The sequence below is a fragment of the Undibacterium sp. 5I2 genome (assembly GCF_035019605.1).
Lineage (GTDB): Bacteria > Pseudomonadota > Gammaproteobacteria > Burkholderiales > Burkholderiaceae_D > Undibacterium.
The window spans coordinates 67,695-88,848 of record NZ_JASJVS010000006.1 but is presented as its reverse complement, the minus strand read 5'-3'; the positions used below and the strand labels follow the sequence as shown (position 1 = coordinate 88,848).

15 protein-coding genes and 1 other RNA gene are annotated in these 21,154 nt (G+C 53.4%); 11 read left to right on the top strand and 5 right to left on the bottom strand.

Annotation, left to right across the window (positions count from 1 at the left end):
- Nucleotides 1-5 precede the first annotated feature (5 nt).
- Entirely contained in the window at nucleotides 6-608 is a 603-nt protein-coding gene (locus QN359_RS04110; protein WP_322249712.1) for a TetR/AcrR family transcriptional regulator, read from the bottom strand.
- A gap of 228 nt (nucleotides 609-836) precedes the next feature.
- Between QN359_RS04110 and QN359_RS04105 the strand changes: the two genes are divergently transcribed.
- The 7 genes from QN359_RS04105 to QN359_RS04075 all read left to right on the top strand — a co-directional run bounded on the left by QN359_RS04105 (nucleotide 837) and on the right by QN359_RS04075 (nucleotide 9,430).
- Nucleotides 837-1,223 (top strand): RNA-binding S4 domain-containing protein, encoded by a 387-nt coding sequence (locus QN359_RS04105; protein WP_322249711.1) that lies wholly within the window; start codon nucleotides 837-839, stop codon nucleotides 1,221-1,223.
- Between the two features lie 221 nt (nucleotides 1,224-1,444).
- Nucleotides 1,445-2,047 (top strand): TetR/AcrR family transcriptional regulator, encoded by a 603-nt coding sequence (locus tag QN359_RS04100; RefSeq protein WP_322251032.1) that lies wholly within the window; start codon nucleotides 1,445-1,447, stop codon nucleotides 2,045-2,047.
- Between the two features lie 64 nt (nucleotides 2,048-2,111).
- Entirely contained in the window at nucleotides 2,112-3,902 is a 1,791-nt protein-coding gene (locus QN359_RS04095) for an acyl-CoA dehydrogenase C-terminal domain-containing protein (protein WP_322249710.1), read from the top strand.
- Nucleotides 3,903-3,993: 91 nt separating this feature from the next.
- Complete coding sequence (locus tag QN359_RS04090; protein WP_322249708.1) at nucleotides 3,994-6,393, top strand: 3-hydroxyacyl-CoA dehydrogenase/enoyl-CoA hydratase family protein; 2,400 nt, start codon at nucleotides 3,994-3,996, stop codon at nucleotides 6,391-6,393.
- 76 nt (nucleotides 6,394-6,469) lie between these two features.
- Complete coding sequence (locus QN359_RS04085; RefSeq protein WP_322251031.1) at nucleotides 6,470-7,666, top strand: acetyl-CoA C-acyltransferase; 1,197 nt, start codon at nucleotides 6,470-6,472, stop codon at nucleotides 7,664-7,666.
- 245 nt (nucleotides 7,667-7,911) lie between these two features.
- A complete protein-coding gene (locus QN359_RS04080) occupies nucleotides 7,912-8,688 on the top strand; it encodes an enoyl-CoA hydratase (RefSeq protein WP_322249707.1) in 777 nt (258 codons plus the stop codon).
- Between the two features lie 193 nt (nucleotides 8,689-8,881).
- Complete coding sequence (locus QN359_RS04075; protein WP_323493224.1) at nucleotides 8,882-9,430, top strand: glutaredoxin family protein; 549 nt, start codon at nucleotides 8,882-8,884, stop codon at nucleotides 9,428-9,430.
- 5 nt (nucleotides 9,431-9,435) lie between these two features.
- On the opposite strand, the gene QN359_RS04070 is transcribed toward QN359_RS04075, so the two are convergent.
- The 3 genes from QN359_RS04070 to QN359_RS04060 form a co-directional block, all read right to left on the bottom strand.
- Nucleotides 9,436-10,191, bottom strand: a complete 756-nt coding sequence (locus QN359_RS04070; protein ID WP_322249705.1) for an Ig-like domain-containing protein — start codon at nucleotides 10,189-10,191, stop codon at nucleotides 9,436-9,438.
- A 268-nt stretch (nucleotides 10,192-10,459) separates the two neighbouring features.
- Nucleotides 10,460-11,182 carry a DNA/RNA non-specific endonuclease gene (locus QN359_RS04065; protein WP_322249704.1) on the bottom strand — a complete coding sequence of 241 codons (723 nt, stop codon included), beginning with the start codon at nucleotides 11,180-11,182 and terminating at the stop codon, nucleotides 10,460-10,462.
- Nucleotides 11,183-11,466: 284 nt separating this feature from the next.
- Nucleotides 11,467-13,167, bottom strand: coding sequence for a thiamine pyrophosphate-binding protein (locus tag QN359_RS04060; RefSeq protein WP_322249703.1), 1,701 nt, complete (start codon nucleotides 13,165-13,167; stop codon nucleotides 11,467-11,469).
- Between the two features lie 111 nt (nucleotides 13,168-13,278).
- On the opposite strand from QN359_RS04060, the gene rnpB reads away from it, so the two are divergent.
- Nucleotides 13,279-13,630: RNase P RNA component class A (gene rnpB, locus QN359_RS04055), an RNA gene on the top strand.
- Between the two features lie 207 nt (nucleotides 13,631-13,837).
- Here rnpB and QN359_RS04050 read toward each other — a convergent pair.
- A complete protein-coding gene (locus tag QN359_RS04050) occupies nucleotides 13,838-15,319 on the bottom strand; it encodes a M23 family metallopeptidase (RefSeq protein ID WP_322249702.1) in 1,482 nt (493 codons plus the stop codon).
- A gap of 833 nt (nucleotides 15,320-16,152) precedes the next feature.
- On the opposite strand from QN359_RS04050, the gene QN359_RS04045 reads away from it, so the two are divergent.
- The 3 genes from QN359_RS04045 to rsmH all read left to right on the top strand — a co-directional run bounded on the left by QN359_RS04045 (nucleotide 16,153) and on the right by rsmH (nucleotide 21,153).
- Nucleotides 16,153-19,335 carry an EAL domain-containing protein gene (locus tag QN359_RS04045; RefSeq protein ID WP_322249701.1) on the top strand — a complete coding sequence of 1,061 codons (3,183 nt, stop codon included), beginning with the start codon at nucleotides 16,153-16,155 and terminating at the stop codon, nucleotides 19,333-19,335.
- A gap of 426 nt (nucleotides 19,336-19,761) precedes the next feature.
- The gene (mraZ, locus tag QN359_RS04040; protein WP_322251030.1) at nucleotides 19,762-20,190 is read left to right on the top strand and encodes a division/cell wall cluster transcriptional repressor MraZ; all 429 of its coding nucleotides are present in this window, start codon (nucleotides 19,762-19,764) and stop codon (nucleotides 20,188-20,190) included.
- A 9-nt stretch (nucleotides 20,191-20,199) separates the two neighbouring features.
- Complete coding sequence (gene rsmH / locus QN359_RS04035; RefSeq protein ID WP_322249700.1) at nucleotides 20,200-21,153, top strand: 16S rRNA (cytosine(1402)-N(4))-methyltransferase RsmH; 954 nt, start codon at nucleotides 20,200-20,202, stop codon at nucleotides 21,151-21,153.
- Nucleotide 21,154: the final 1 nt, after the last annotated feature.

Below are 21,154 nucleotides of genomic sequence, written 5' to 3'. Positions count from 1 at the left end.
GACTGCTAGATGGCATTCGCGGCACGGATGCCATGGCTGAGAAAGCGCAGCAAGGCCGCATCGTCGGCGGCCTCGTCGCCGCCCGGGTCGGCCGCCAGCACATGATGTAGCAAGGCACCAAGCGCCCATTGATAGCTGCGGCACAGGCTGGTCTGGGTGGCCAGCGGCAGGGCGTCTTGCAGTGCGGCGATGAGTTCATCGGCCATCGGCGCATAAAAGTCGGCGCGGATGCGCTCGCTGGCTTCGTGGCGGTCGATTACACCACGCATGACCATACGGGCGAAATCGGCGCTTTCTGTCTGTTCGCGCAGTTGCAGTAGTGGTCGCACGAAAGCGGCCAAGACTGCGTCGAGTTCGACAGTGTGGCCGTGACGGGTGGCGCGCAATGCCAGTAAGCGCTCATTGAGGTAGGCGCTGTGGTATTCGAAGATGGCGTGGTACAACTGATTTTTTGCGCCAAAGTAGTAACCGACCAGTGCTACCGGCACATTCGCTTCATGCGCAATATCGCGGATCGAGACGCCTTCATAGCTTTGCGCGGCAAAGCATTTTTCCGCAGCAATCAAAATCGAACGCTTTTTACCGCTCAACTCATCGACTGAGTTCATCCGTTTTGCCTTCCCCAGACCGGTTATTTATGGGCCTTGCCGTTATTGCATGAAATGTTTATCGACTCGATTGTACGGGCCTGTGGCTGGCTGTCTATGCGCGCTGCAACATGGGAAAATTTGCTTTGCTCTTAACAGATTCGATAAATGGCTGGCGTTTGGTCTTGCGCTGCGCTACATTGCATCAAAATAGTATGCACGTACCAAAATTTATGTAAACGGTCCATCATGACGAATTCCACCTTGCGCATCGATAAATGGCTGTGGGCCGCGCGTTTTTTCAAAACCCGCAGTCTGGCCACCCACGCCGTCGATCTCGGCCGCGTGCAACGCAATCAAGCGCGCGTCAAGCCGGCACAGGAGCTGCACATCGGCGATGTACTCGTGGTCGAGCATGGCGAGCAGCGTACCGAATTACGCGTACTGCGCTTGTTGGCGTTACGCGGCAGCGCTGTGGTGGCGCAAACCATGTATGAAGAAACTGCCGCCAGCCTGGAGCAACGCCAGCAACGCAGCGAGGAACGCAAGTATTCCCGCGAACCGGCCGCCGTGCTGCCCGGGCGACCAAGCAAACGTGAGCGGCGTGCATTGACGGCAGTGCGTGATGATTACTGAGCCTGTGCCAGCTCTTGTTGCGTCAATGACGGCGGCGCGCAAGCCTTGCTGCGCTACCCCTCTGATAAAACAAATAGATACTCTCCTCTACGAATCGGGTTTGACATTTACTGCGCTCTGGCTAATAGTACGAGCGTTCGATTAATTTTCTGTTTGCATAGCATTATGTAAGCAAAAGCATCTCAAATAAGCAATGTAATATGAATATGACATCGAAATTCATGCGCAAGGGTGAATTGACCCGCGCCGCCATTCTCGACGTAGCGCTCGACGCTGCCAGTCGGGACGGTATAGAAGGACTGACGATCGGTTTGTTGGCCGACAAGATGAACATGAGCAAGTCTGGCGTGTTCGCCCATTTCGGTTCGCGGGAAGATTTGCAAATCGAAGTGTTGAAGTTGTATCACCACCATTTCGAGCAGGAAGTATTTTATCCGAGCATGAAAGAAGAGCGCGGTTTGCCGCGTCTGCAGTCGATGTTTGCACTGTGGATCAAGCGCGTCACGGTTGAAATCGCTTCCGGTTGTATCTACATCAGTGGTGCGGCCGAATACGATGACCGTCCCGGTCCGATCCGCGATGAATTAGTCGGCATGGTGCGGGCTTGGCAGGGGGCCTTACAGCGCGCTGCCAGTCAGGCGATCACGCTCGGTCATCTCAGTAGCGAGGTCGATGCCGATCAGATTGTGTATGACATGTATGGCCTCATCCTGGCGCTGCACCATGATGCGCGGTTTTTGCGCAAACCGGGCAGTGTGGATAGGGCGCAAGCCGGGTTTGAGAGATTGATTGAATGTTATGCGCCGCGCCACAGCACTGTATAAGTACTGGCAGCGGCCTTGAAAAGTGTTTCTAAATTTAGTTTAACTTTGTCGTCAGGAGAAAATCATGGGTCAATATATCGCACCATTGCGTGATATGCAGTTTGTGTTGCATGAATTATTGAATGTGGAATCTGAACTCAAGCAATTGCCTAAGCATGCTGAAGTCGATACCGATATCATCAACCAGATTTTGGAAGAAGGCGGCAAATTCACTTCTGAGGTGCTGTTTCCTATCAATCATTCGGGCGACCGCGAAGGCTGTCATCACGACAAAAGCACGCATGCCGTTACTACCCCGAAAGGTTTTAAAGAAGCCTACAAACAATATGTGCAAGCCGGCTGGCCGGCGTTGTCGTGCGATCCGGAATTCGGCGGCCAAGGCTTGCCTTTGGTAGTCAATAATTCCTTCTATGAAATGATGAATTCGGCTAATCAAGCCTGGACCATGTACCCGGGTCTCTCGCATGGTGCCTACGAATGCATCCACGAACACGGCACGCAAGAACAAAAAGATCTGTACTTGCCGAAACTGATTTCCGGCGAATGGACCGGCACCATGTGCCTGACCGAACCGCATTGCGGCACTGACTTGGGCATGCTGCGTTCGAAAGCCGAACCACAAGACGATGGTTCGTACCGCATCAGCGGCGCCAAGATTTTCATCTCGGCCGGTGAGCACGATATGGCTGATAACATCGTTCATCTGGTGCTGGCGCGTTTGCCTGGTGCACCGGAAGGCTCGAAGGGTATTTCGCTCTTCATCGTACCGAAATTTTTACCGAATGCGGATGGCTCCAACGGCGCGCGCAATCCGATTTTCTGCGGCGCGATCGAAGAAAAAATGGGCATCCATGGCAATTCGACTTGCCAAATGAATCTCGATGGTGCTACCGCTTGGCTCATCGGCGGACCGCACAAAGGTTTGAACGCGATGTTCGTGTTCATGAATGCGGCCCGTCTCGGCGTCGGTATGCAAGGCTTGGGTTTGACCGAAGTGGCCTATCAAAATGCCGTGGTCTATGCCAAAGATCGCATCCAGATGCGCAGCCTGTCGGGACCGAAAGCACCGGACAAACCGGCTGACCCTATCATCGTGCATGCCGATGTGCGGCGCATGTTGTTGACCGCTAAAGCCTATGCCGAAGGCGCGCGTGCCTTCTGTTCGTATGTCGCTTTGCAGCTCGATAAAGAATTGAATCACCCGGATGAACAAGTGCGCAAAGATTGTGCCGATGAAGTCGCTTTGCTCACGCCCGTTATCAAAGCCTTCATTACCGACAATGCTTGGGCTGCCACTTCGGAATGTTTGCAGGTATACGGTGGGCACGGTTTCATCGCTGAATGGGGCATGGAGCAGTATGTGCGTGATTCGCGTATCAATATGATTTACGAAGGCACCAACACCGTGCAATCGCTCGATCTGTTGGGCCGCAAGATTCTCATGGACAACGGGGCCAAGCTGCGTAAATTCGGCGCCAAGGTACAAGCCTTCGTCGAAGCCAATGGCAGTGATGAAGCGATGTCTGAATTCGTGACACCGTTGGCTGAGCTGGGCGACAAAGTCACCAAGCTGACCATGGAAATCGGCATGAAAGCCTTCCAGAATCCGGATGAAGTCGGTGCTGCTGCCGTGCCTTACCTGCGCGTGGTCGGTCATCTGGTGTACAGCTACTTCTTTGCGCAAATGGCGAAAATCGCCTTGAGCAAGCAAGCCGGTGGCGACAGCTTCTATATTGCCAAACTGGCGACGGCGCGTTTCTACTTTGCCCGCCTGTATCCGGAAACCGCGATGCTGACCCGTCAAGCGCGTTCCGGCAGTGCCAATCTGTTGGCTCTCGACGCCGACCTGTTCTGATGCCAAAGCCTCTCCCGTTGACGGGGGAGGCTTTGTTGCGTGCATTTCCAGGCATGCAGTCCTTGTTCCACGAATTCCAATGAGGTTATCCATGAGCAATTTTATCGTTAAAAAAGTCGCCGTCCTCGGTGCCGGTGTGATGGGCGCGCAAATCGCCGCACACTGTATCAATGCCAAAGTAGCGGTCGTGTTGTTCGATTTGCCGGCCAAAGAAGGCCCGAAAAATGGCATCGTGCTGCGCGCCATTGAGAATCTGAAAAAACTCAATCCTGCACCGTTCGGAAATAAAGACGATGCCGCCCTGATCGAAGTTGCCAATTACGAAGACAATCTCGATCTGCTGGCCGGTTGCGATTTGATTATCGAAGCGATTGCCGAGCGCATGGATTGGAAACACGATCTGTATAAAAAAGTGTCGGCGCACATTGCTCCGAATGCGATTTTTGCTTCCAATACTTCGGGTCTGTCGATCACGGCCTTGGCCGAAGGCTTCGATGCCGAACTCAAGGCGCGCTTTTGCGGCGTACATTTCTTCAATCCACCGCGCTACATGCATTTGGTAGAATTGATCCCGACCGTGGCGACGCGCCCGGAAATCATCGACCAACTCGAAGCCTTCCTGACCACCAGCTTGGGCAAAGGCGTGGTCCGCGCCAAAGATACGCCTAACTTCATCGCCAACCGCGTCGGTATTTTCGGCATGCTGGCGACCATCCATGAAGCCGAAAAATTCGGCTTGAGCGTCGATGTCGTCGATGATTTGACCGGTAAAAAACTCGGCCGCGCCTCCTCCGGTACTTTCCGTACCGCCGATGTGGTCGGCCTCGATACCATGGGCCATGTGATCAAGACCATGCAGGATAATCTGGCCGATGATCCGTTCTTTGCCGTCTACAAAACCCCGGAAGTGCTGGCCAAATTGGTTGCTGCCGGTGCTTTGGGCCAGAAGAGCGGTGCCGGTTTTTACAAAAAAGTCGGCAAGGATATTCAACGACTCGATTTCGCCAGCGCCCAATATGTCAGCGGCGGCGGCAAGGCCGATGATTTGGTCGCGCGCCTGTTGAAAGAAAAAGATCCGGTCAAGAAGATGAAGAGCTTGCGCGAATCGAGCAATGTGCAAGCGCAGTTTTTGTGGGCGATTTTCCGCGATGCCTTCCATTACATCGCCGTGCACAGTGCCAGCATCGCCGACAATGCGCGGGACATCGATTTCGCCATGCGTTGGGGTTTCGGTTGGAATGTCGGCCCGTTCGAAACTTGGCAAGCGTCGGGTTGGTTGCAAGTGGCTAACTGGGTGAAAGAAGATATCGACGCCGGTAAAGCCTTGTGCGATGCCGCTTTGCCAGCCTGGGTGTTTGCCGGTGCCGTGGCCGATAACGCTGGCGTGCACAGCGCGGACGGTTCCTGGTCGGCCGCTGACAGCCGGTTCGTGCCGCGTTCTCGCTTGGCCGTCTATGATCGTCAAGCTTTCCGTGCGCCAGTATTGGGTAGCGGCGCAACGAGCGGTGCCAATGCCGGCGTGACTTTCTTCGAAGATGAGTCGGTGCGGATCTGGCATCAAAACGATGATGTGCTGATTTTATCGATGAAAACCAAGATGCACGTGATTGGCCCCGGCGTGATCGAAGGTATGGAAAAAGCGATTGCCGAAGCGGAGAAAAATTTCAAAGGCTTGGTCATCTGGAGTGCCGATGCTGCCGATGGCGGGGCCTTCTCGGCCGGTGCCGATTTGCAGGCCATGCTGCCCTTGTTTATGTCGGGCGGTGTGAAAGCCATCGAACCGGCGATCGCGCGTTTGCAAAATGCGCATCAAGCGCTGAAGTATGCCAACATTCCGGTGGTGGCAGCGGTATCGGGTCTGGCCCTCGGCGGTGGTTGCGAATTGATGATGCATGCGGCCAAACGCGTGGCATCGATAGAGTCGTATATCGGCTTGGTGGAAGTCGGCGTCGGTTTGGTACCGGGTGGTGGCGGTTTGAAAGAAGCGGCAGTTCGCGCTGCAGCCGATGCCAAAGGCACTGATTTGCTGCAGTTCTTGAAAAATTATTTCACCAATGCGGCCACCGCAGCGGTGTCGAAATCGGCACTCGAAGCGCAGAAGATGGGCTACTTGTCGGCCAATGATGTCATCGTTTTCAATCCTTACGAATTGCTGTACGTTGCCAAAGTAGAGGCGCGTGCCATGTTCGACGCCGGCTATCGTGCACCAATGAAAAAATTGGTACCGGTCACCGGTCGTCATGGCATCGCTACTATCGCTGCGCAATTGATCAATATGCGTGACGGCGGCTTTATCTCTGCGCACGATTTCAAACTCGGTAAAATGATCGCCGAAGTAGTGTGCGGCGGTGATGTTGATAACGGTAGTCTGGTCAGCGAACAATGGTTGCTCGATATGGAGCGCAAAGCCTTTATGGAATTGCTCAATCATCCGAAAACCCAAGAACGCATCATGGGGATGATGCAAACCGGTAAACCAGTACGTAACTGATATTGACCGTGCGTTCTCAGAACGCACCTGCGATTACATTTATCTGCGCTTCCTTGAAGGAAGCGCAAGGAGAGATCTGATGAAACAACTTCAAGACGCTTACATCGTCGCCGCTACCCGCACGCCTATCGGTAAATCCGGTCGCGGCATGTTCCGTAATACCCGTCCGGATGACCTGCTGGTACGTGTGATGCAATCGGCCTTCGCACAAGTGCCGGGACTCGATCCGAAACTGGCCGAAGATGCCATCATCGGCTGTTCCTTCCCCGAAGGCGCGCAAGGCTTGAATCTGGCGCGTATGGGCGTGCTGCTGGCCGGTTTGCCCAACACCATAGGTGGCGTCACCGTCAACCGTTACTGCGCTTCCGGCATTACTGCTGTGGCCATGGCGGCAGACCGTATTCGCGTCGGTCAAGCCGATGTGATGATCGCCGGCGGCGTCGAATCGATGTCCATGGTGCCGATGATGGGGAGTAATCCGTCGATGAACATGGCCATCCTCAACGATGAAAATGTCGGCATGGCTTACGGCATGGGATTGACGGCAGAAAAAGTTGCCCAGCAATGGAAAATTTCGCGCGAAGCGCAGGATGCGTTTGCCTTGCAATCGCATCAGCGTGCCATCGCCGCGCAAAATGCCGGGTTCTTCGATGCGGAAACGACTTCGGTCGACATCATCGACCGTGTGCCGAATTTGCTCACCGGTGAAATCGAACTCAAATTGCGCACCGTCAGCCGCGACGAAGGCGCGCGTCCCGATACGTCGCTTGAAGGCTTGGCCAAACTCAAAGCCGTGTTCGCGGCCAAGGGCAGCGTCACTGCGGGTAACAGCTCGCAAACCTCGGATGGTGCCGGCGTACTGATACTGGTCAGCGAAAAAATTCTCAAGCAATTCAATCTCACACCGCTGGCGCGTTTCGCTGCCTTCGCGGTGCGCGGCGTGCCACCGGAAATCATGGGCATCGGTCCGAAAGAAGCGATCCCGGCAGCATGCCGTGCCGCCGGCATCACGCAGGATCAGATTGACTGGTTTGAATTGAATGAAGCGTTTGCTGCGCAATCACTGGCGGTGGTGCAGGATCTCGGTCTCGATCCGGCCAAGGTCAACCCTATGGGCGGCGCGATCGCGCTCGGTCATCCGCTCGGTGCGACTGGCGCGATACGCTCGGCGACTACGATTCATGCTTTGCATCGTAATAATCTCAAGTATGGGATGGTCACCATGTGTGTCGGTACCGGCATGGGGGCCGCAGGAATTTTTGAACGCATGTAATGTCAATACTGATGGAGCTACTGCGCCCCGCAATCTTCAGTCTGCGATGCTCGCCATACGAGAGTATGGCTGCGCTTCTCGACTGAACCTTGCGGGGCTCGCTACGCTCCCTCAGCATTGACGGACTTTTGTTTTTTATGGGGGCGGAGCGTCGCTGCGCTCGCTCCGTCGGCGTAACTTATAGGAGACGAGATGGAGCTACTGCGCTGCGCTCGCTCGGTCGGTACAACTTATCGGAGACGAAGATGGATATTCTGACACAGACAGAAAACGGCATACTGACGATCAATTTCAATCGTCCTGAAAAGAAAAACGCGATTACTGCGGCGATGTATCAGTCGATGGCCGATGCTTTGCGTGCGGCGGAAACGGATGTGGCGGTGCGGGTGATTTTGATTACCGGTAAGCCGGAAATTTTTACCGCTGGGAATGATCTCGAAGATTTTGTGAAAAATGCCGGCACGTTGGCTGATCCCCATGCTTTGCCACCGGTGTACCAATTCATGCAAGCCTTGAATGATGCGGGTAAACCGGTCATCGCCGCCGTTTCCGGTGCCGCCGTCGGTATCGGTACGACACTGCTCATGCATTGCGATTTGATTTATCTGGCTGATAATGCGCGCCTCTCCATGCCATTCACACAGCTTGGTTTGTGCCCTGAATTTGGGTCCAGTTTGGTGTTTCAACAAATCGTCGGCTATCAGCGCGCTGCTGAAAAACTCATGCTCGGTGAAGCCTTCAACGCCGAAGAAGCATTCCAGATGGGCTTTGTCAATAAAGTTCTGCCCTTGGCGGAATTGCTGCCGTATGCCTTGCAACAGGCAGCAAAATTTGTCGCACTGCCAGCCGCCTCGGTACGCGCCACCAAGCGCTTGATGAAGGGTACGCAACCGGCTGCCATCGCCACCAAGATGGATGAAGAAAACCGCTATTTCGCCGCCATGCTCAATGCGCCGGAAGCGAAAGAAGCTTTCATGGCATTCTTCCAGAAACGCAAGCCTGATTTTACTAAGTTTGATTAAATCCGCGTCTCCCTAGGGAACCAGGAGGGCACCGGAAGGTGCCCTTTGTCTTCAAAGGGAAAATGCCAGGCTACTTTTTTAATTTCGTATCTGTACGACAAGGCTACAGAATTTTTAGTATTCCTCACATCGATCATCTCGATAGTGCGCTTTACAATGCGCCTGTTCTTTTTCGCGCAGCACCTTGATTCTCATGCACACACCGACTCCTTGCCCACATTCTGACTCAGCCAAGCACAACAGCGCGGCGCGGGACTGCCTGCATTGCCAGCGCAGAAATTCCGACCATAAGGCTTGCCGGCCTCGATATAACTATACGGTGGGGGCGGGATCGGTCACCTTGCAGGCGCGTTTCAATCGGCAAAAACTGCACTGGCAGTGGCTCGGTGCGTTAGCGCTGGCGGTGTGTGTAGCGTTTCCCTTGGTGTCGCTGGGGCATATGAAGCAAGCGGCACAACGTGCCGAGCGCGCTGGTTTGCTCGCCGCGGTGAACGTGCAGCCAGCTATTGTCATGTATGCGCCGACGGCCTGCGCGTACTGCCATCAGGCGCGCGAATTTTTTGCAGCGCACGGCTTGCGCTACACCGAACTCGATATCGAAAACAGCGCGCACCACTTTACCGCCTATCGCCATGCCGGTGCCGGCAGCGTGCCGCTGATCCGCATTGGCGAGCGTAGCTTGAACGGTTTCGATGCGCACGGCTTGCGCACGGCATTGCGGCCTTGGCTGAAAATAGACTGAGATAGTCAGGCTGGTTTTAATGCCGCTTGAGCGATGACAGTGTAAGAGCGCATGTCGCTGAATTCGCTGACGTTCCCAGCTAAATCGATGACATTGATATCAAAGTGATAGTCACCGTCGGACAGATCGGATTGCACGGTATACAACCAATTGCCATCGCCTTGCACCTTGAATGAGGCAAATACATTTTCGTTGTGAAAGATGGTCACGAGGTCACCGACTTGGCAGCGTTTACCGGAAAAGCGCGGGCGTCGTTCGACGCTGTAATCGCCATCACCGATGAGCTTGCCAGATTTGTTGAGGATGCTGAAACACGGTCGCTGCGGTGCCGTGGTCTTCACTGTAAATTTGAATGGGGCGCTGTAGACGCGCAGCTTGGCCAAGCAGGTATCGACCCCGAGGATAAGCGTATGCTGACCTTCGCTGAGTTCGAAGTCCGGCGCGTAGAACCAGTTACCGTGCTCATCGACCTTGCTCGTGCCGATCAACTCGCCGTCGAGATAAATATCGATGCGATGGCTTGCCAAGGCAGGCTCAGCTCCGCGCAATTGTGGTTGGGTGGTATTGATGTAGCCGTTGGCGCTGATGGTATCGCCTTTCTCGTTGAGCAACTTGCAGTTCGGCGCGGCGAGGGCGTTGCTTTGCTCGGCCGCCGCTGCTACCGTCACGCGCGCACTAAGGGCGGCTGGCACCGGCGGTTTGGTGAGTGCGCAACGTTTTTGCCTGCTTAGCGCCGGCAAATTGATCAACTGCGACGGCATTGGTGCTGCCGCAGGGCTAGTGTGTTCAGATGTGCTTGGCTTGCTTATGCGTTTCGGTTTCAAAACAGATTGCTCCACTAAATACAAATTGACGCTGCAAAAGTGCATTGCTTCACTGGTCAAAACCAGAGATTGAATACACGCATCATTGTATTGAGCGTAGTGCCGTCCCGCGATGGGACTGGTACGAATATTTACTTGGATATTTAGGATTAGTACTAAACTTTCCAAGTATTTTTTTGGGGTGTAGCTCAGGTGCGCTGATTTCCTACATCACTCCAGGTAAAAAGCGCGTACCGCTGCGTTTGACCAATTCTTGATAGCTGATCGGTGCGCCGGCTTGGGCACCGTCGCGGTTTTCTACCCAATATGCCCAGGCTTTGTGTTGTTCGGCGTCGTACACGAGTTTAAACAGGTAGCGCGGCACCCAGACTTGGCCGGCACCGATGTGTTGCGGGAGTGGATCAAAGACCGGGCCGCTGAGCACATACACATCACCGCGAGCACGCAGCACATACTTGCGTGTGGCTTTTTCTATCGCCGCCCAGGTTTGCCGATTGTTTTGCGGTGCTTGCGGTACCATATTGGCTAAGGAAAAACTTTGTGCCATCGCTTGCGCGTCCGGCATATCACCGGCTGGTGCCATGTGGCCACGATCATAGCCCGAGCCTTGGTAATCGGCCAGTTCGGCGCGCTCGGCTTGCGGCAAGCGGGCGTCGGCATAAAAGTGATCGGTACGCTGATTGTTCTTGGCCGCCAGTACCGAGGCGCGGCTTAATCTTTCTGCCACGTATACGGGCGTATGACTTTTGCCTGAGTGCAGTACGGCGAATGCGGAGAAGCACAGTGCGCGCGTGGACAGGGCGGCTTCGTCGGCGATGACGGGAATTTGTTGTGCAGCAAAAAATTGTCTGCAGTCAGAGAATTGGGCTGCCGCGGCAGCCTGAAGTGCCGACAACAGGGTCAGCAAGAGCAGTATTTTTTTAAACATGGAGGCGCATTTCGATAGAATAATATTCTGCCGGCAATATTTCCGGCCGGCTGTATTTTAACGAGATGTGGCCTTGTCGTGTGGGAGCAAATCTGATGAAACTGAAAATTCCCTTAACGAAACCACGCAATCGCTTAGCCTTGTTGGCGCGTCAGCGTAATGCTGGGATACATGGGGTGCAAGGGCAAACGCACCCGTCGCGCACTGCGCGACGGCTCGATAAGCAGCGATTGTTGCGTACACTTAAGAAAATACCTGACTCGGAAGAGTAGGCGTGACCGTATTCAGTGCTGGCTGGCTTCCAGCGCTTGCCGTCGTAGAGTAGCCAAACTGGCACCGGGCGTGATGAGATTGCCGTCGTAGCGCAGTTCTATCAGCGCCGGCAATTGTTGTTGCTGCGTATGTGCCAACGCGCGCGCCAAAGCCGGCGCGAATTCGGCGGTGCTGTTGACCACTTCACCATGGGCACCATAGGCACGTGCGAGTGCGGCAAAATCGGGATTGTGTAATTCGGTGCCCGATACGCGCGCTGGAAAAGTGCGTTCTTGATGCATGCGTATGGTGCCGAACATATTGTTATTGAAGACGATGATCACGATACCGGCGCGGTATTGCACGGCCGTGGCCAATTCCTGGCCATTCATCATGAATTCGCCATCGCCGGCAAAGCTGATCACGGTGCGTGCCGGATCGATGATCTTCGCAGCCACGGCCGAAGGCACGCTGTAACCCATGGCGCCCGAGGTCGGTGCCAACTGGGTACGGAAGCCACCATAATTAAAGTAACGGTGCGCCCAGGTGGCGTAATTGCCGGCACCGTTGGTGAGGATGGTATCGGCCGGCGTTGCCCGCATCAGGTCTTGCACTACTTGCCACAGATTAAGCGGTGCCTGTTCTTGGGCGAACAAGGCCGGTTCGGTTTGCCAAGCCAGTAATTCAGCCTTGGCTTGCGCTACCGTATGTTGCCATTTTTGCGCTGCCTCGAGCGTATTCATGTTGGCCAAGGCTGCGGCTATTTCACGCATGCCGCTGTTAATCATTAAATCGGCTTGATAAACGCGCCCGAGTTCGAGGGCATCGCTGTGAATATGAATCAGCTTCTGTTGCGCTTGCGGTGCTTGTAGCAGCGTGTAGCCACCCGTGGTCATCTCGCCTAGGCGTGGGCCGATGGCAATGAGCAGGTCGGCATCTTTGATTCGTTGCGCCAGTTTCGGATTGATACCTATGCCAACATCGCCGATGTAATTCGGATGGGCATTGTCGATCAAATCTTGGAAGCGGAAGGCGCAGGCCAAGGGCAAGTGATTGGCGGCGGCGAAGTCGCGGATTTGCTGGCATGCAGTTTCATCCCAGCCACTGCCACCGATCAACAGCAGCGGTCGCTGGGCGACTGCCAGCATATTATGGAATTGCGCCAGTTGCTGTGGTGCTGCGTGGGCTTGTACTGGGTGGTAGCGGCGCATGGTGCTGGCTTGTGCACGTTGGTCGAGCATGTCTTCCGGCAGGGCCAGCACAACCGGGCCGGGGCGGCCGCTGGTGGCGACTTGAAAGGCGCGCGCCAGATATTCTGGGATACGGTCGGCCCGGTCGATTTGTGCCACCCATTTGGCCATTGGGCCATACATGCGACGATAATCGATTTCTTGAAACGCTTCGCGTTCGACGAAGTCATTGCCGACTTGGCCGATGAAGAGTATCAGCGGGGTTGAGTCTTGGTAGGCGGTGTGCACGCCGATGGCGGCATTGGTCGCGCCTGGTCCACGGGTGACGAAGCAGATGCCGGGGCGGCCCGTCATTTTTCCATAGGCATCGGCCATGAAGGCGGCACCGCCTTCTTGGCGATTGATGATGAAGCGTATCGGGCTGTCGTGCAGGGCATCGAGCACCGGCAGGTAACTTTCGCCGGGGACGCCGAAAATGGTGTCGACACCATGTAGTTCGAGTGCATCGACAATCAATTGCCCACCGCTACGTAGCTTTGTCATAATAGAAATTGCTGAAAAGGAAAAACACTAAACTATCAGAAAGCCGACCGAATTTGCAGCGCTTGTATAGATAATCGACGAATTTGTGGTGATTAGGGTAAAATAGCGGCCGAAGCAGGCCAGACAATCGCTGGTTGCCGTGTTCAGGCACGGTGACGGGAGGAAGGTCCGGACTCCATAGAGCAGGGTGACGGCTAACGGCCGTACGTTGAAAGCCAAAGCGCAAGCCTAGGTATAAGACGAGGAATAGGGCCACAGAGACGAGCGTATTTAGTTACGGTGAAACGCGGTAACCTCCACCCGGAGCAATTTCAAATAGGCACGCGTTGAGGCGGCTCGCGGAGCGTGCGGGTAGAAAGCTTGAGCGGCGGAGTAATCCGTCGCCTAGAGGAATGATTGTCATAGCAGAAGGCAGCAATGCACGATGCCGTAACAAAATCCGGCCTATCGGCCTGCTTCAATTTATATTTCTGCCGCGTATCATTCTGATTGCTGGCTCTTCAGCAGACCGTCAGCCCGGCTGCGCCCGGACCAGGCGCGCAGCATGCTTTCTCAAGCTCTACGGGGATGACGATCACTTCACTGCTACGCTCACTGACATGGCTTGTTACCTGCCTTGAGCATCACCGATTTATAGTAACTATTATTGTAATTAATTGTGTGGTCAGCACTAGTAAGTGCTTGGGAGGTAAGTACCGGGGGTAGGGCCTAGGGATGTGCCCGGGGACATGCCGGGCACGCTGGCATAGTAAGAGTTATTGGTGTAAGGGTTGTTGTAAGGGTTGTTGTTGTAAGGATTATTGTTGTTGTAAGGGTGATTGTTGTTGTCGTTATTGGTCGCACATGCAGCCACCGCTGGAGCCTGCCCACCCAATCCTATCTCGCTGATCCAGCTCTCACTCGTCCCCATTATTTTGTACCAACGGTTCGATACTTGATTCTGGCCATTGACATAGCCACCGTAACCGTAACAGAGCAGTCCCACGGCATAGCCAGCTTGCAGCGTACCGAACGAATGGGAATTGACGTTCGGACTCATTCGCACATTCACCGGTACTCGGATGAGGGCTGTAATTCCTGCATTCGTAATGGGCGCAGCCTGGTTGATACCAGGATTAATACCAGGATTAATACCAGGATTTGGGGGACTTTGATTCGATGCGCCGTAATTGATCAGATATCCCGGAGCGCTAACACTTCTGCCATTGTTGATCGCTGTGCCACGATACGCGCTGGCACCGTCATAAAACCGCCAACCTCCTAGCAGGAGACCGTTGACTGGGTACTGGGCGTTATTTTTAATTATTTCCATGTGCACATGCGGGCCCGTTGTAGATCCTCCGCAAGGCAAGCCATTCCCGATTTGGCCTAGATAGGTGCCTTTCTGTATAGGCATGCCATTTGTTAATGATGTCAAATTAACCATGTGATAATACGAGGTGGTAAAGCCATTCTCGTGGACCAGTGTGACGAGTCCGCTGCCGTTGCGTTCGCAACTCTTGTAAATGCGACCTGCACCCGGTGCCAATACTTGGCCCCGACCGTCCAAGGTATAGAAATCGAGCGAATTATAGGGACGTGTTTCGCCACCGCTACCGTGTATGCCCGACCACATCCAGCCGACATTGTCCTGCCATGGCAGCGATAATCCGGTATCGCCGCTACCCATGTTCGATCTTTGATTCGACATGGAAAAAGAAAAATTTTCTTTTTCTTCCTTGCTCACGATGTTGGTGGGGATTTGTTCCAGCAGAGTACGGAAGCTGGCACTGCCGAACAGCCCCAATTGCCATTGACCATTTACTTTTTGCGCGATGAAAATTTGTGCCGCCGGCGTGGCGTGGCTCGTGTTACTGAGCATTTGCGTCACTGAACCCAAGATCCAGGTTTTTTCTGCATTGCTTTTTAGCGCCTCCACCAGTGTATTGCTGTCTGCCACGGCTTGGGCGCTTCTGGCTGAAGCGCCCGGGCGCTTGGCAAAAAACTCACTGCTGGCGAGCTGTTTAAGGGCATCGTCTTGGACTTCCTGCGTGGTCGTTTTGGCTACGTCCATGTTCATGCTTGGCCCTGAAGGCCTTGCTGCCGAGTCGGCAAAGGCATGTGGCGCAGAAAATAAGGCGGCGATGAGGATGGTCAGTGTTGATAATTTCATGGAATTCTTTTCTAAGGTGCTGCGTATAAATTGAGTTACGCAAACAAATAAAACAAACAAAAAATTTTCGAATACATCTACGGTTTCGCAGCAATCAAACAGTCGGATTGTTTCTGTTGATTGAGCGCATGGCGTCATCGATGTCGCGCAATGAAGAGGGTGTTCACCTCAGCCATGCCAGCTCAGCGGATAGCCGATTACGGCATGCGCGGAGTCGTGCGCAATTGGGTGGCTTTGCGACAACGATTCTTCCTGTCGCTTATTCTGAGGATAAAAATAACTTGAAACAATGAGACTGGTACTAGTTTTGCTTAGTAAATAACAGGTACTAATACTAAAAATATTTTGTGAAAAATAGTAATAATGTTATTTATTTGATATTAAGTTGCGCTAAACTTAAACTGTGATTGTGCTCATTGCTATTGAGTACAGGCTAATCATGCTTCTTTTTTGCATGGCAAAAAAACGCTGGCGTGTGCGTTTTCATTTAGCGTAGCCAGCGTGTGAGGGCTGCTCGGTACCTGAGGCAAGGGTGGCCTGGCGGGTTTTTCAGAGGGATAGATTCTGTACTCTGATGTAGCAATATTTTTCCTCAACAAGACCGTGTTTGTTGGGGATGTGCAATTTCGTACTGGTATCGGCCGCAGGCTCGACCATCGCCTCATTGCGCTTGCGACTGCCATCTTCGGTGCAAAACCAAGGTTTTCTTTTAAGCACTAAATTGTTGTCAAAATACTGGTGTTATAATCCCATTCTTCTGGGCAAATGACCACAGCGCAACTGTATGGTCTATTATTGCGTTAATGCCAAACTAAATTAAAGCAAACCGACGCATGGAGACACAAAGCATCAGAAAGCAGCGCGATCTACCCATGCTGGCGTTTGCGCTGTGCATAGGCTTGATCGTGCTGGTGATTGTGGCGCAATGTTGGTGGTCGATTCGGGTCGATCGCAATTTGACCCGATCCGATGCTGAACAGCACAGTTATTTCACTGTCCGCATTTTGGAAGAACATGCCAGTCGCGGTTTTGTGCAAGCTGTGCAAACTATGGACGCGGTGACGGCGCAGCTTGAGCACGGCCATGCTGCCGAAGCGATGAGTCATTCCGGTATCGACGCCATGCTGCGCACCGAGTTGGCACGATCACAATTTCTATTCGCACTCAATTACTTTGATACCGAAGGCCGGCAGCGCGCTTCGAGCCGCGCCTTTACCGAAAACTTTCAGCCAGCGCTGGCACCTATCGCCAGTTTGCGCAGCCAAACGGCGTCACGCGAGCTCGTTGCCGGAGCCGCGCGGCTGTTGCCGGCATCTGAGCTATGGATATTGCCGATTGCACGCAATGTCTATGATGCGCGCGGACAGTGGCTGGGAATCTTGGAGGCGGAGGTCAAACTCAGTTATTTTCAAGAATTTTATGAAATGGTGGCGCGCGGCAGTGCCGCGGCGGTTTCTTTACACGACAGACAGGGCGATATTTTGGCGCGTGCGCCGTTTGATCCGGCCTTTCTTGCGCGTCCGCTGGTTACGCTCGATTTACTCGCTGCCATCACCGGCACGGCCAATGAAGGTGTGCTCGAAAGCGGCTCACTGCTCGATGGCAGTGGCAATTTTCAATATACCTACCGAAAAATCAGTGGTACGCCGCTGACCTTGGTGTACGCCAAAAGTATTCCTATTATATTAAGTGATTGGCAAGAGCGCGCGCAGCAGAAAAGATGGATCACCGTCTTGACCGTGCTGTTCATTCTGGCGCTGGCGTGGATATTGTCATGGCAAGTCAAGCGACTGCAAATTTCCAAGGCGAAATTTGATGCCAGCGAAGACCGTTACCGCCTCTTGTTTACCGGTGCACTTGACGCAATTTTTTTGATCGGCCGTGATTATCACTATGTCGACTGTAATCTGGCGGCGGTGCGGATGTATGGGATGAGCAGAGAATCAGACATCATCGGCCGGCGCGTAGGCAGTTTTTCATCGCACATTCAAGTGGTGCCGGGCTTGGTGAGTTCGGATAGAAACCACATGCTCATAGAGTTGATCGATCTGGCTTTCGCCGGTGAGCCGCAATGTTTTGAGTGGCGCTTGGAAAAAGATGGTCGGCCGTTTTTCATAGAAATTTCGCTCAGCCCGGTCGAACTCAATGGCGACTTATTGTTGTTTTGCCTCGAGCGCGATATCAATGCGCGTAAATACACCGATCGCTTGCTGGAAGGGCAGAATCGTTTGCTGCAGTTGATTGGTGGAAATGAAGATCCTATCTACATCCTCAATGCCGTGAGCGATTTTGTCGAAGACTTGCGGCCGTCTTGGTGTGTCGGGATACAATTATTAGCTGATGATCAACGTACCTTCGTGCAAGGCACGGGTCACCGCTTCCCGCCTTCTTTGTTGGCACAATTTAACGGCTTGCCGGTCACGCATGGCAGTGGGATTTGGAGCGAGGCGGTATTGGTTGCGTGTCCGGTCAAAATCGACCAGTTGCAGCAAGCGCCTTGCATGCAGTTTGTTAACGGTTTGGAGCAGTTGGCACATTTCCCTGCCGGTGTGGCCTGGCCTTTGATGGATAAACATGGCCAAGTCTTGGGCAGTTTCACGGTTTTGCAACCCGACACCGCTGAGCTCAATGATGAGGATATGAGCTTGGTCGGGATAATGATAGAGATTGCCAGCATTGCCATCGAGGGGCGGCGCTCGGAAAAGAAAATTCTGCAATTGGCACATTATGACGAACTGACTGGCTTGCCAAATCGGTTTTTATACCATCAACATCTGGCCAAGGCCTTGTCCTTGGCCGAGCGCAAGCGCAGTCGTCTGGCGGTATTGTTTCTTGATCTTGATCGTTTTAAGAATATCAACGATACCTTTGGTCATGATGAAGGCGACAAGGTGCTCGCCAGCGTGGCACAGCGCTTCCGCCGCACTTTGCGCGAATCGGACATCATCGCGCGGGTTGGCGGTGATGAATTCATCTTGTTGATTGATCAATTCAATGAGCCGCGTGATCTCGGCGACATCGCCGATAAATTGCTGTTCGAAGCGGCGCAACCGTTTGAAATTTACGGGCAAGAGTGCCAGCTCAGTGCCAGTATCGGTATTGCCACGTTTCCGAATGACGGTCGCGATGCTCAGACCTTGCTTAAGAATGCGGATATCGCGATGTACCGCGCGAAAAATAAGGGCAAGGACAATTATCAGTTCTATGCTTCGGAAATGAATACGCATACCGTCGAGCGCTTGGCGTTCGAGGCGCGTCTGCGTAAAGCCTTGGAGCGGCGCGAATTCCTTGTTTATTACCAACCCAAGGTGGATGTGGCCAGCGGTTTGATCGTTGGAGCCGAAGCGCTGGTGCGTTGGAATCACCCTGAGCGTGGCATTTTGTATCCGAATGATTTCATCATGCTGGCCGAAGAAGCCGGCCTGATTGCACGTTTGGGCATGCTGGTGCTCGATATCGCCTGTCGCGATGTCTTGAGTTTTCGGCAACTTGATAAGCGTTTCGGCCGGATTGCCATCAACTTATCCGGTTCGCAGTTCAATGACATACAGTTACTCGAAGAAATTCAAGGCGTGGTCGATTTTTGGCGCGTGCCGGCCAATGCCATAGAATTTGAAATTACCGAAAGCATGGTCATGCATAATCGCGAACAGGCGATCGTGCTCATGGATGGCTTCAAGGCGGCCGGTTTCACCTTATCCATCGATGATTTTGGCACTGGGTATTCTTCCTTGGCGTATCTGAAACGCTTTCCGGTCGACAGCGTCAAAGTGGATCGCTCGTTCATCAAAGATATTCCGCACGACCCGAATGACACGGCCATCGTGCTGGCGATTGTGGCGATGGCCCACACCTTGGGCTTGAAAGTCATTGCCGAAGGGGTTGATGATATTGCTCAATTGGAAACTTTGCAGAAATTTAACTGCGATGAATACCAAGGCTTTTATTTTAGCAAAGCCATTCCTGCCAAAGAATTTCAACAATTGCTGATCGCTCAGACCATCGCGGTCGGGTGAGTCTTTCGGCCGCCTGCCATGCTTCCTTATGGAAAGCTTCGGCTGTTGCCTTGCTTCCGCTAGCTTGCGCGCACTTAAATACATCTTGCTACTGATATGAGCACGGTTGCACGATGTTGCATATTTTTTTTGCGCCCACTATGCCCACTTTACATGCATTAATCTGATAAGCCACATTCACAGAGTTTCGTAAGTCGTTCATTTATTGGACTATTTTACAAGCTTCGATTTTGAACAGTTGCGCTAAGTCATTGACTTCATTAAAGAAATTCTTTTTTTGCTGGTAATTTAACTTGACCATGCGCAAGTGATCCTCTAAAGTGGGAAACAGTGTGAAAAAGTGTAATTTTGTGGGATGAAACGCTGATTTTAGTTTATTGTCACCACTGTCTTCATTTCCATTCAATCCAAGTTAAAGGTACAAGCGTGTTTCAGGGTCCATCCGCACTCAATCTCGATGCGAAAGGCAGGATGTCTGTTCCTGCCCGTCATCGTGATGCCCTGAGCGAACAGTTCCAGGGCCGGCTCACTGTCACCAGACATCCGGATGGTTGCCTGTTGCTGTTTCCGCGCCCGACTTGGGAATCCCATCGTGAGCAGATCGCCGCTTGGCCGATTCAAGCGCGCGACTGGAAACGTATTTTTCTAGGCAATGCCTTTGATGTAGAGCTCGACAGCGCGGGCCGCATTTTGCTTGCTCCAGAATTGCGTGCCGCCGCCGGGATTGCGCGCGACATTATGCTTTTAGGCATGGGCAGCCATTTCGAAATCTGGGACATCGCCCGCTTGGCAGAGAACGAAGCCAATGCCAAGGCCGCCGGTGCCCCCGATGTGTTAAACAATTTTTCTTTCTGATCGCGAGTAATGACTAACCCAGTAGCGACAGAATATACGCACACCACCGTGCTCTTGCACGAAGCCGTCGATGCGCTCGGTATTGCCGGTGTGCGCGCCGATGGCGTGTATATCGATGGCACGTTCGGCCGCGGCGGCCATAGCCGCCTGATTTTGCAGCAACTCGGCCCCAAGGGGCGTTTGATTGCGTTTGACAAGGATACCCAAGCCATCGCCAGTGCCCGTGAGATCAGCGATCCACGGTTTCATATCGTGCATGATAGTTTTGCCACGATTACGGCAGCGCTCGAAGAACTCGGCGTAACTCAGGTGGATGGGGTTTTAATGGATTTAGGTATTTCTTCGCCTCAAGTCGATGACGCCGCCCGCGGTTTCAGTTTTCGCGGCGATGGTCCGCTCGACATGCGTATGGACACCACGCGCGGCATCTCGGCAGCCGAATGGTTGGCACACGAGGAGGAAGAAAAAATTAAGGAGGTTATCAAGAATTATGGGGAAGAACGGTTTGCTTTTCAGATTGCAAAGGCGATTGTTGCTCGCAGGGCGACGGATGCCATCATTGGAACCCGACAGCTTGCAGAACTCATCGCACACGCCGTCAAAACTCGCGAGAAGGGCAAGGACCCGGCAACGCGTACCTTTCAAGCTATACGGATTTTCGTCAATAAAGAGTTGGAAGATCTCGAAGTAGGTCTGGCGGGAGCGTATGCGGCCTTATCTGCGCATGGCCGCATGTCGGTGATCAGCTTTCATTCGCTCGAAGACCGTATCGTCAAACAGTTTTTTGCTTCCAAGGTGAAGCTTGAGCAGCCCGATCGACGTCTGCCTATCCGTCATGCCGATTTGCCGCAGCCGGAGATGCGTCTGATTAATCGGGTCAAACCCTCAGAGCAGGAAGTGGCAGGCAATCCGCGTGCTCGTTCCGCGATTTTGCGTGTGGCCGAGCGTCTGCCCGAGGGATGAC

What these genes read in the sequence shown, in the direction of transcription:
- QN359_RS04110 (WP_322249712.1), bottom strand. Translation starts at nt 608, where the DNA reads ATGAACTCAGTCGATGAGTTGAGCGGTAAAAAGCGTTCGATTTTGATT.
- QN359_RS04105 (WP_322249711.1), top strand. Translation starts at nt 837, where the DNA reads ATGACGAATTCCACCTTGCGCATCGATAAATGGCTGTGGGCCGCGCGT.
- QN359_RS04100 (WP_322251032.1), top strand. Translation starts at nt 1,445, where the DNA reads ATGCGCAAGGGTGAATTGACCCGCGCCGCCATTCTCGACGTAGCGCTC.
- QN359_RS04095 (WP_322249710.1), top strand. Translation starts at nt 2,112, where the DNA reads ATGGGTCAATATATCGCACCATTGCGTGATATGCAGTTTGTGTTGCAT.
- QN359_RS04090 (WP_322249708.1), top strand. Translation starts at nt 3,994, where the DNA reads ATGAGCAATTTTATCGTTAAAAAAGTCGCCGTCCTCGGTGCCGGTGTG.
- QN359_RS04080 (WP_322249707.1), top strand. Translation starts at nt 7,912, where the DNA reads ATGGATATTCTGACACAGACAGAAAACGGCATACTGACGATCAATTTC.
- QN359_RS04075 (WP_323493224.1), top strand. Translation starts at nt 8,882, where the DNA reads ATGCACACACCGACTCCTTGCCCACATTCTGACTCAGCCAAGCACAAC.
- QN359_RS04070 (WP_322249705.1), bottom strand. Translation starts at nt 10,191, where the DNA reads ATGCCGTCGCAGTTGATCAATTTGCCGGCGCTAAGCAGGCAAAAACGT.
- QN359_RS04065 (WP_322249704.1), bottom strand. Translation starts at nt 11,182, where the DNA reads ATGTTTAAAAAAATACTGCTCTTGCTGACCCTGTTGTCGGCACTTCAG.
- QN359_RS04060 (WP_322249703.1), bottom strand. Translation starts at nt 13,167, where the DNA reads ATGACAAAGCTACGTAGCGGTGGGCAATTGATTGTCGATGCACTCGAA.
- QN359_RS04050 (WP_322249702.1), bottom strand. Translation starts at nt 15,319, where the DNA reads ATGAAATTATCAACACTGACCATCCTCATCGCCGCCTTATTTTCTGCG.
- QN359_RS04045 (WP_322249701.1), top strand. Translation starts at nt 16,153, where the DNA reads ATGGAGACACAAAGCATCAGAAAGCAGCGCGATCTACCCATGCTGGCG.
- rsmH (WP_322249700.1), top strand. Translation starts at nt 20,200, where the DNA reads ATGACTAACCCAGTAGCGACAGAATATACGCACACCACCGTGCTCTTG.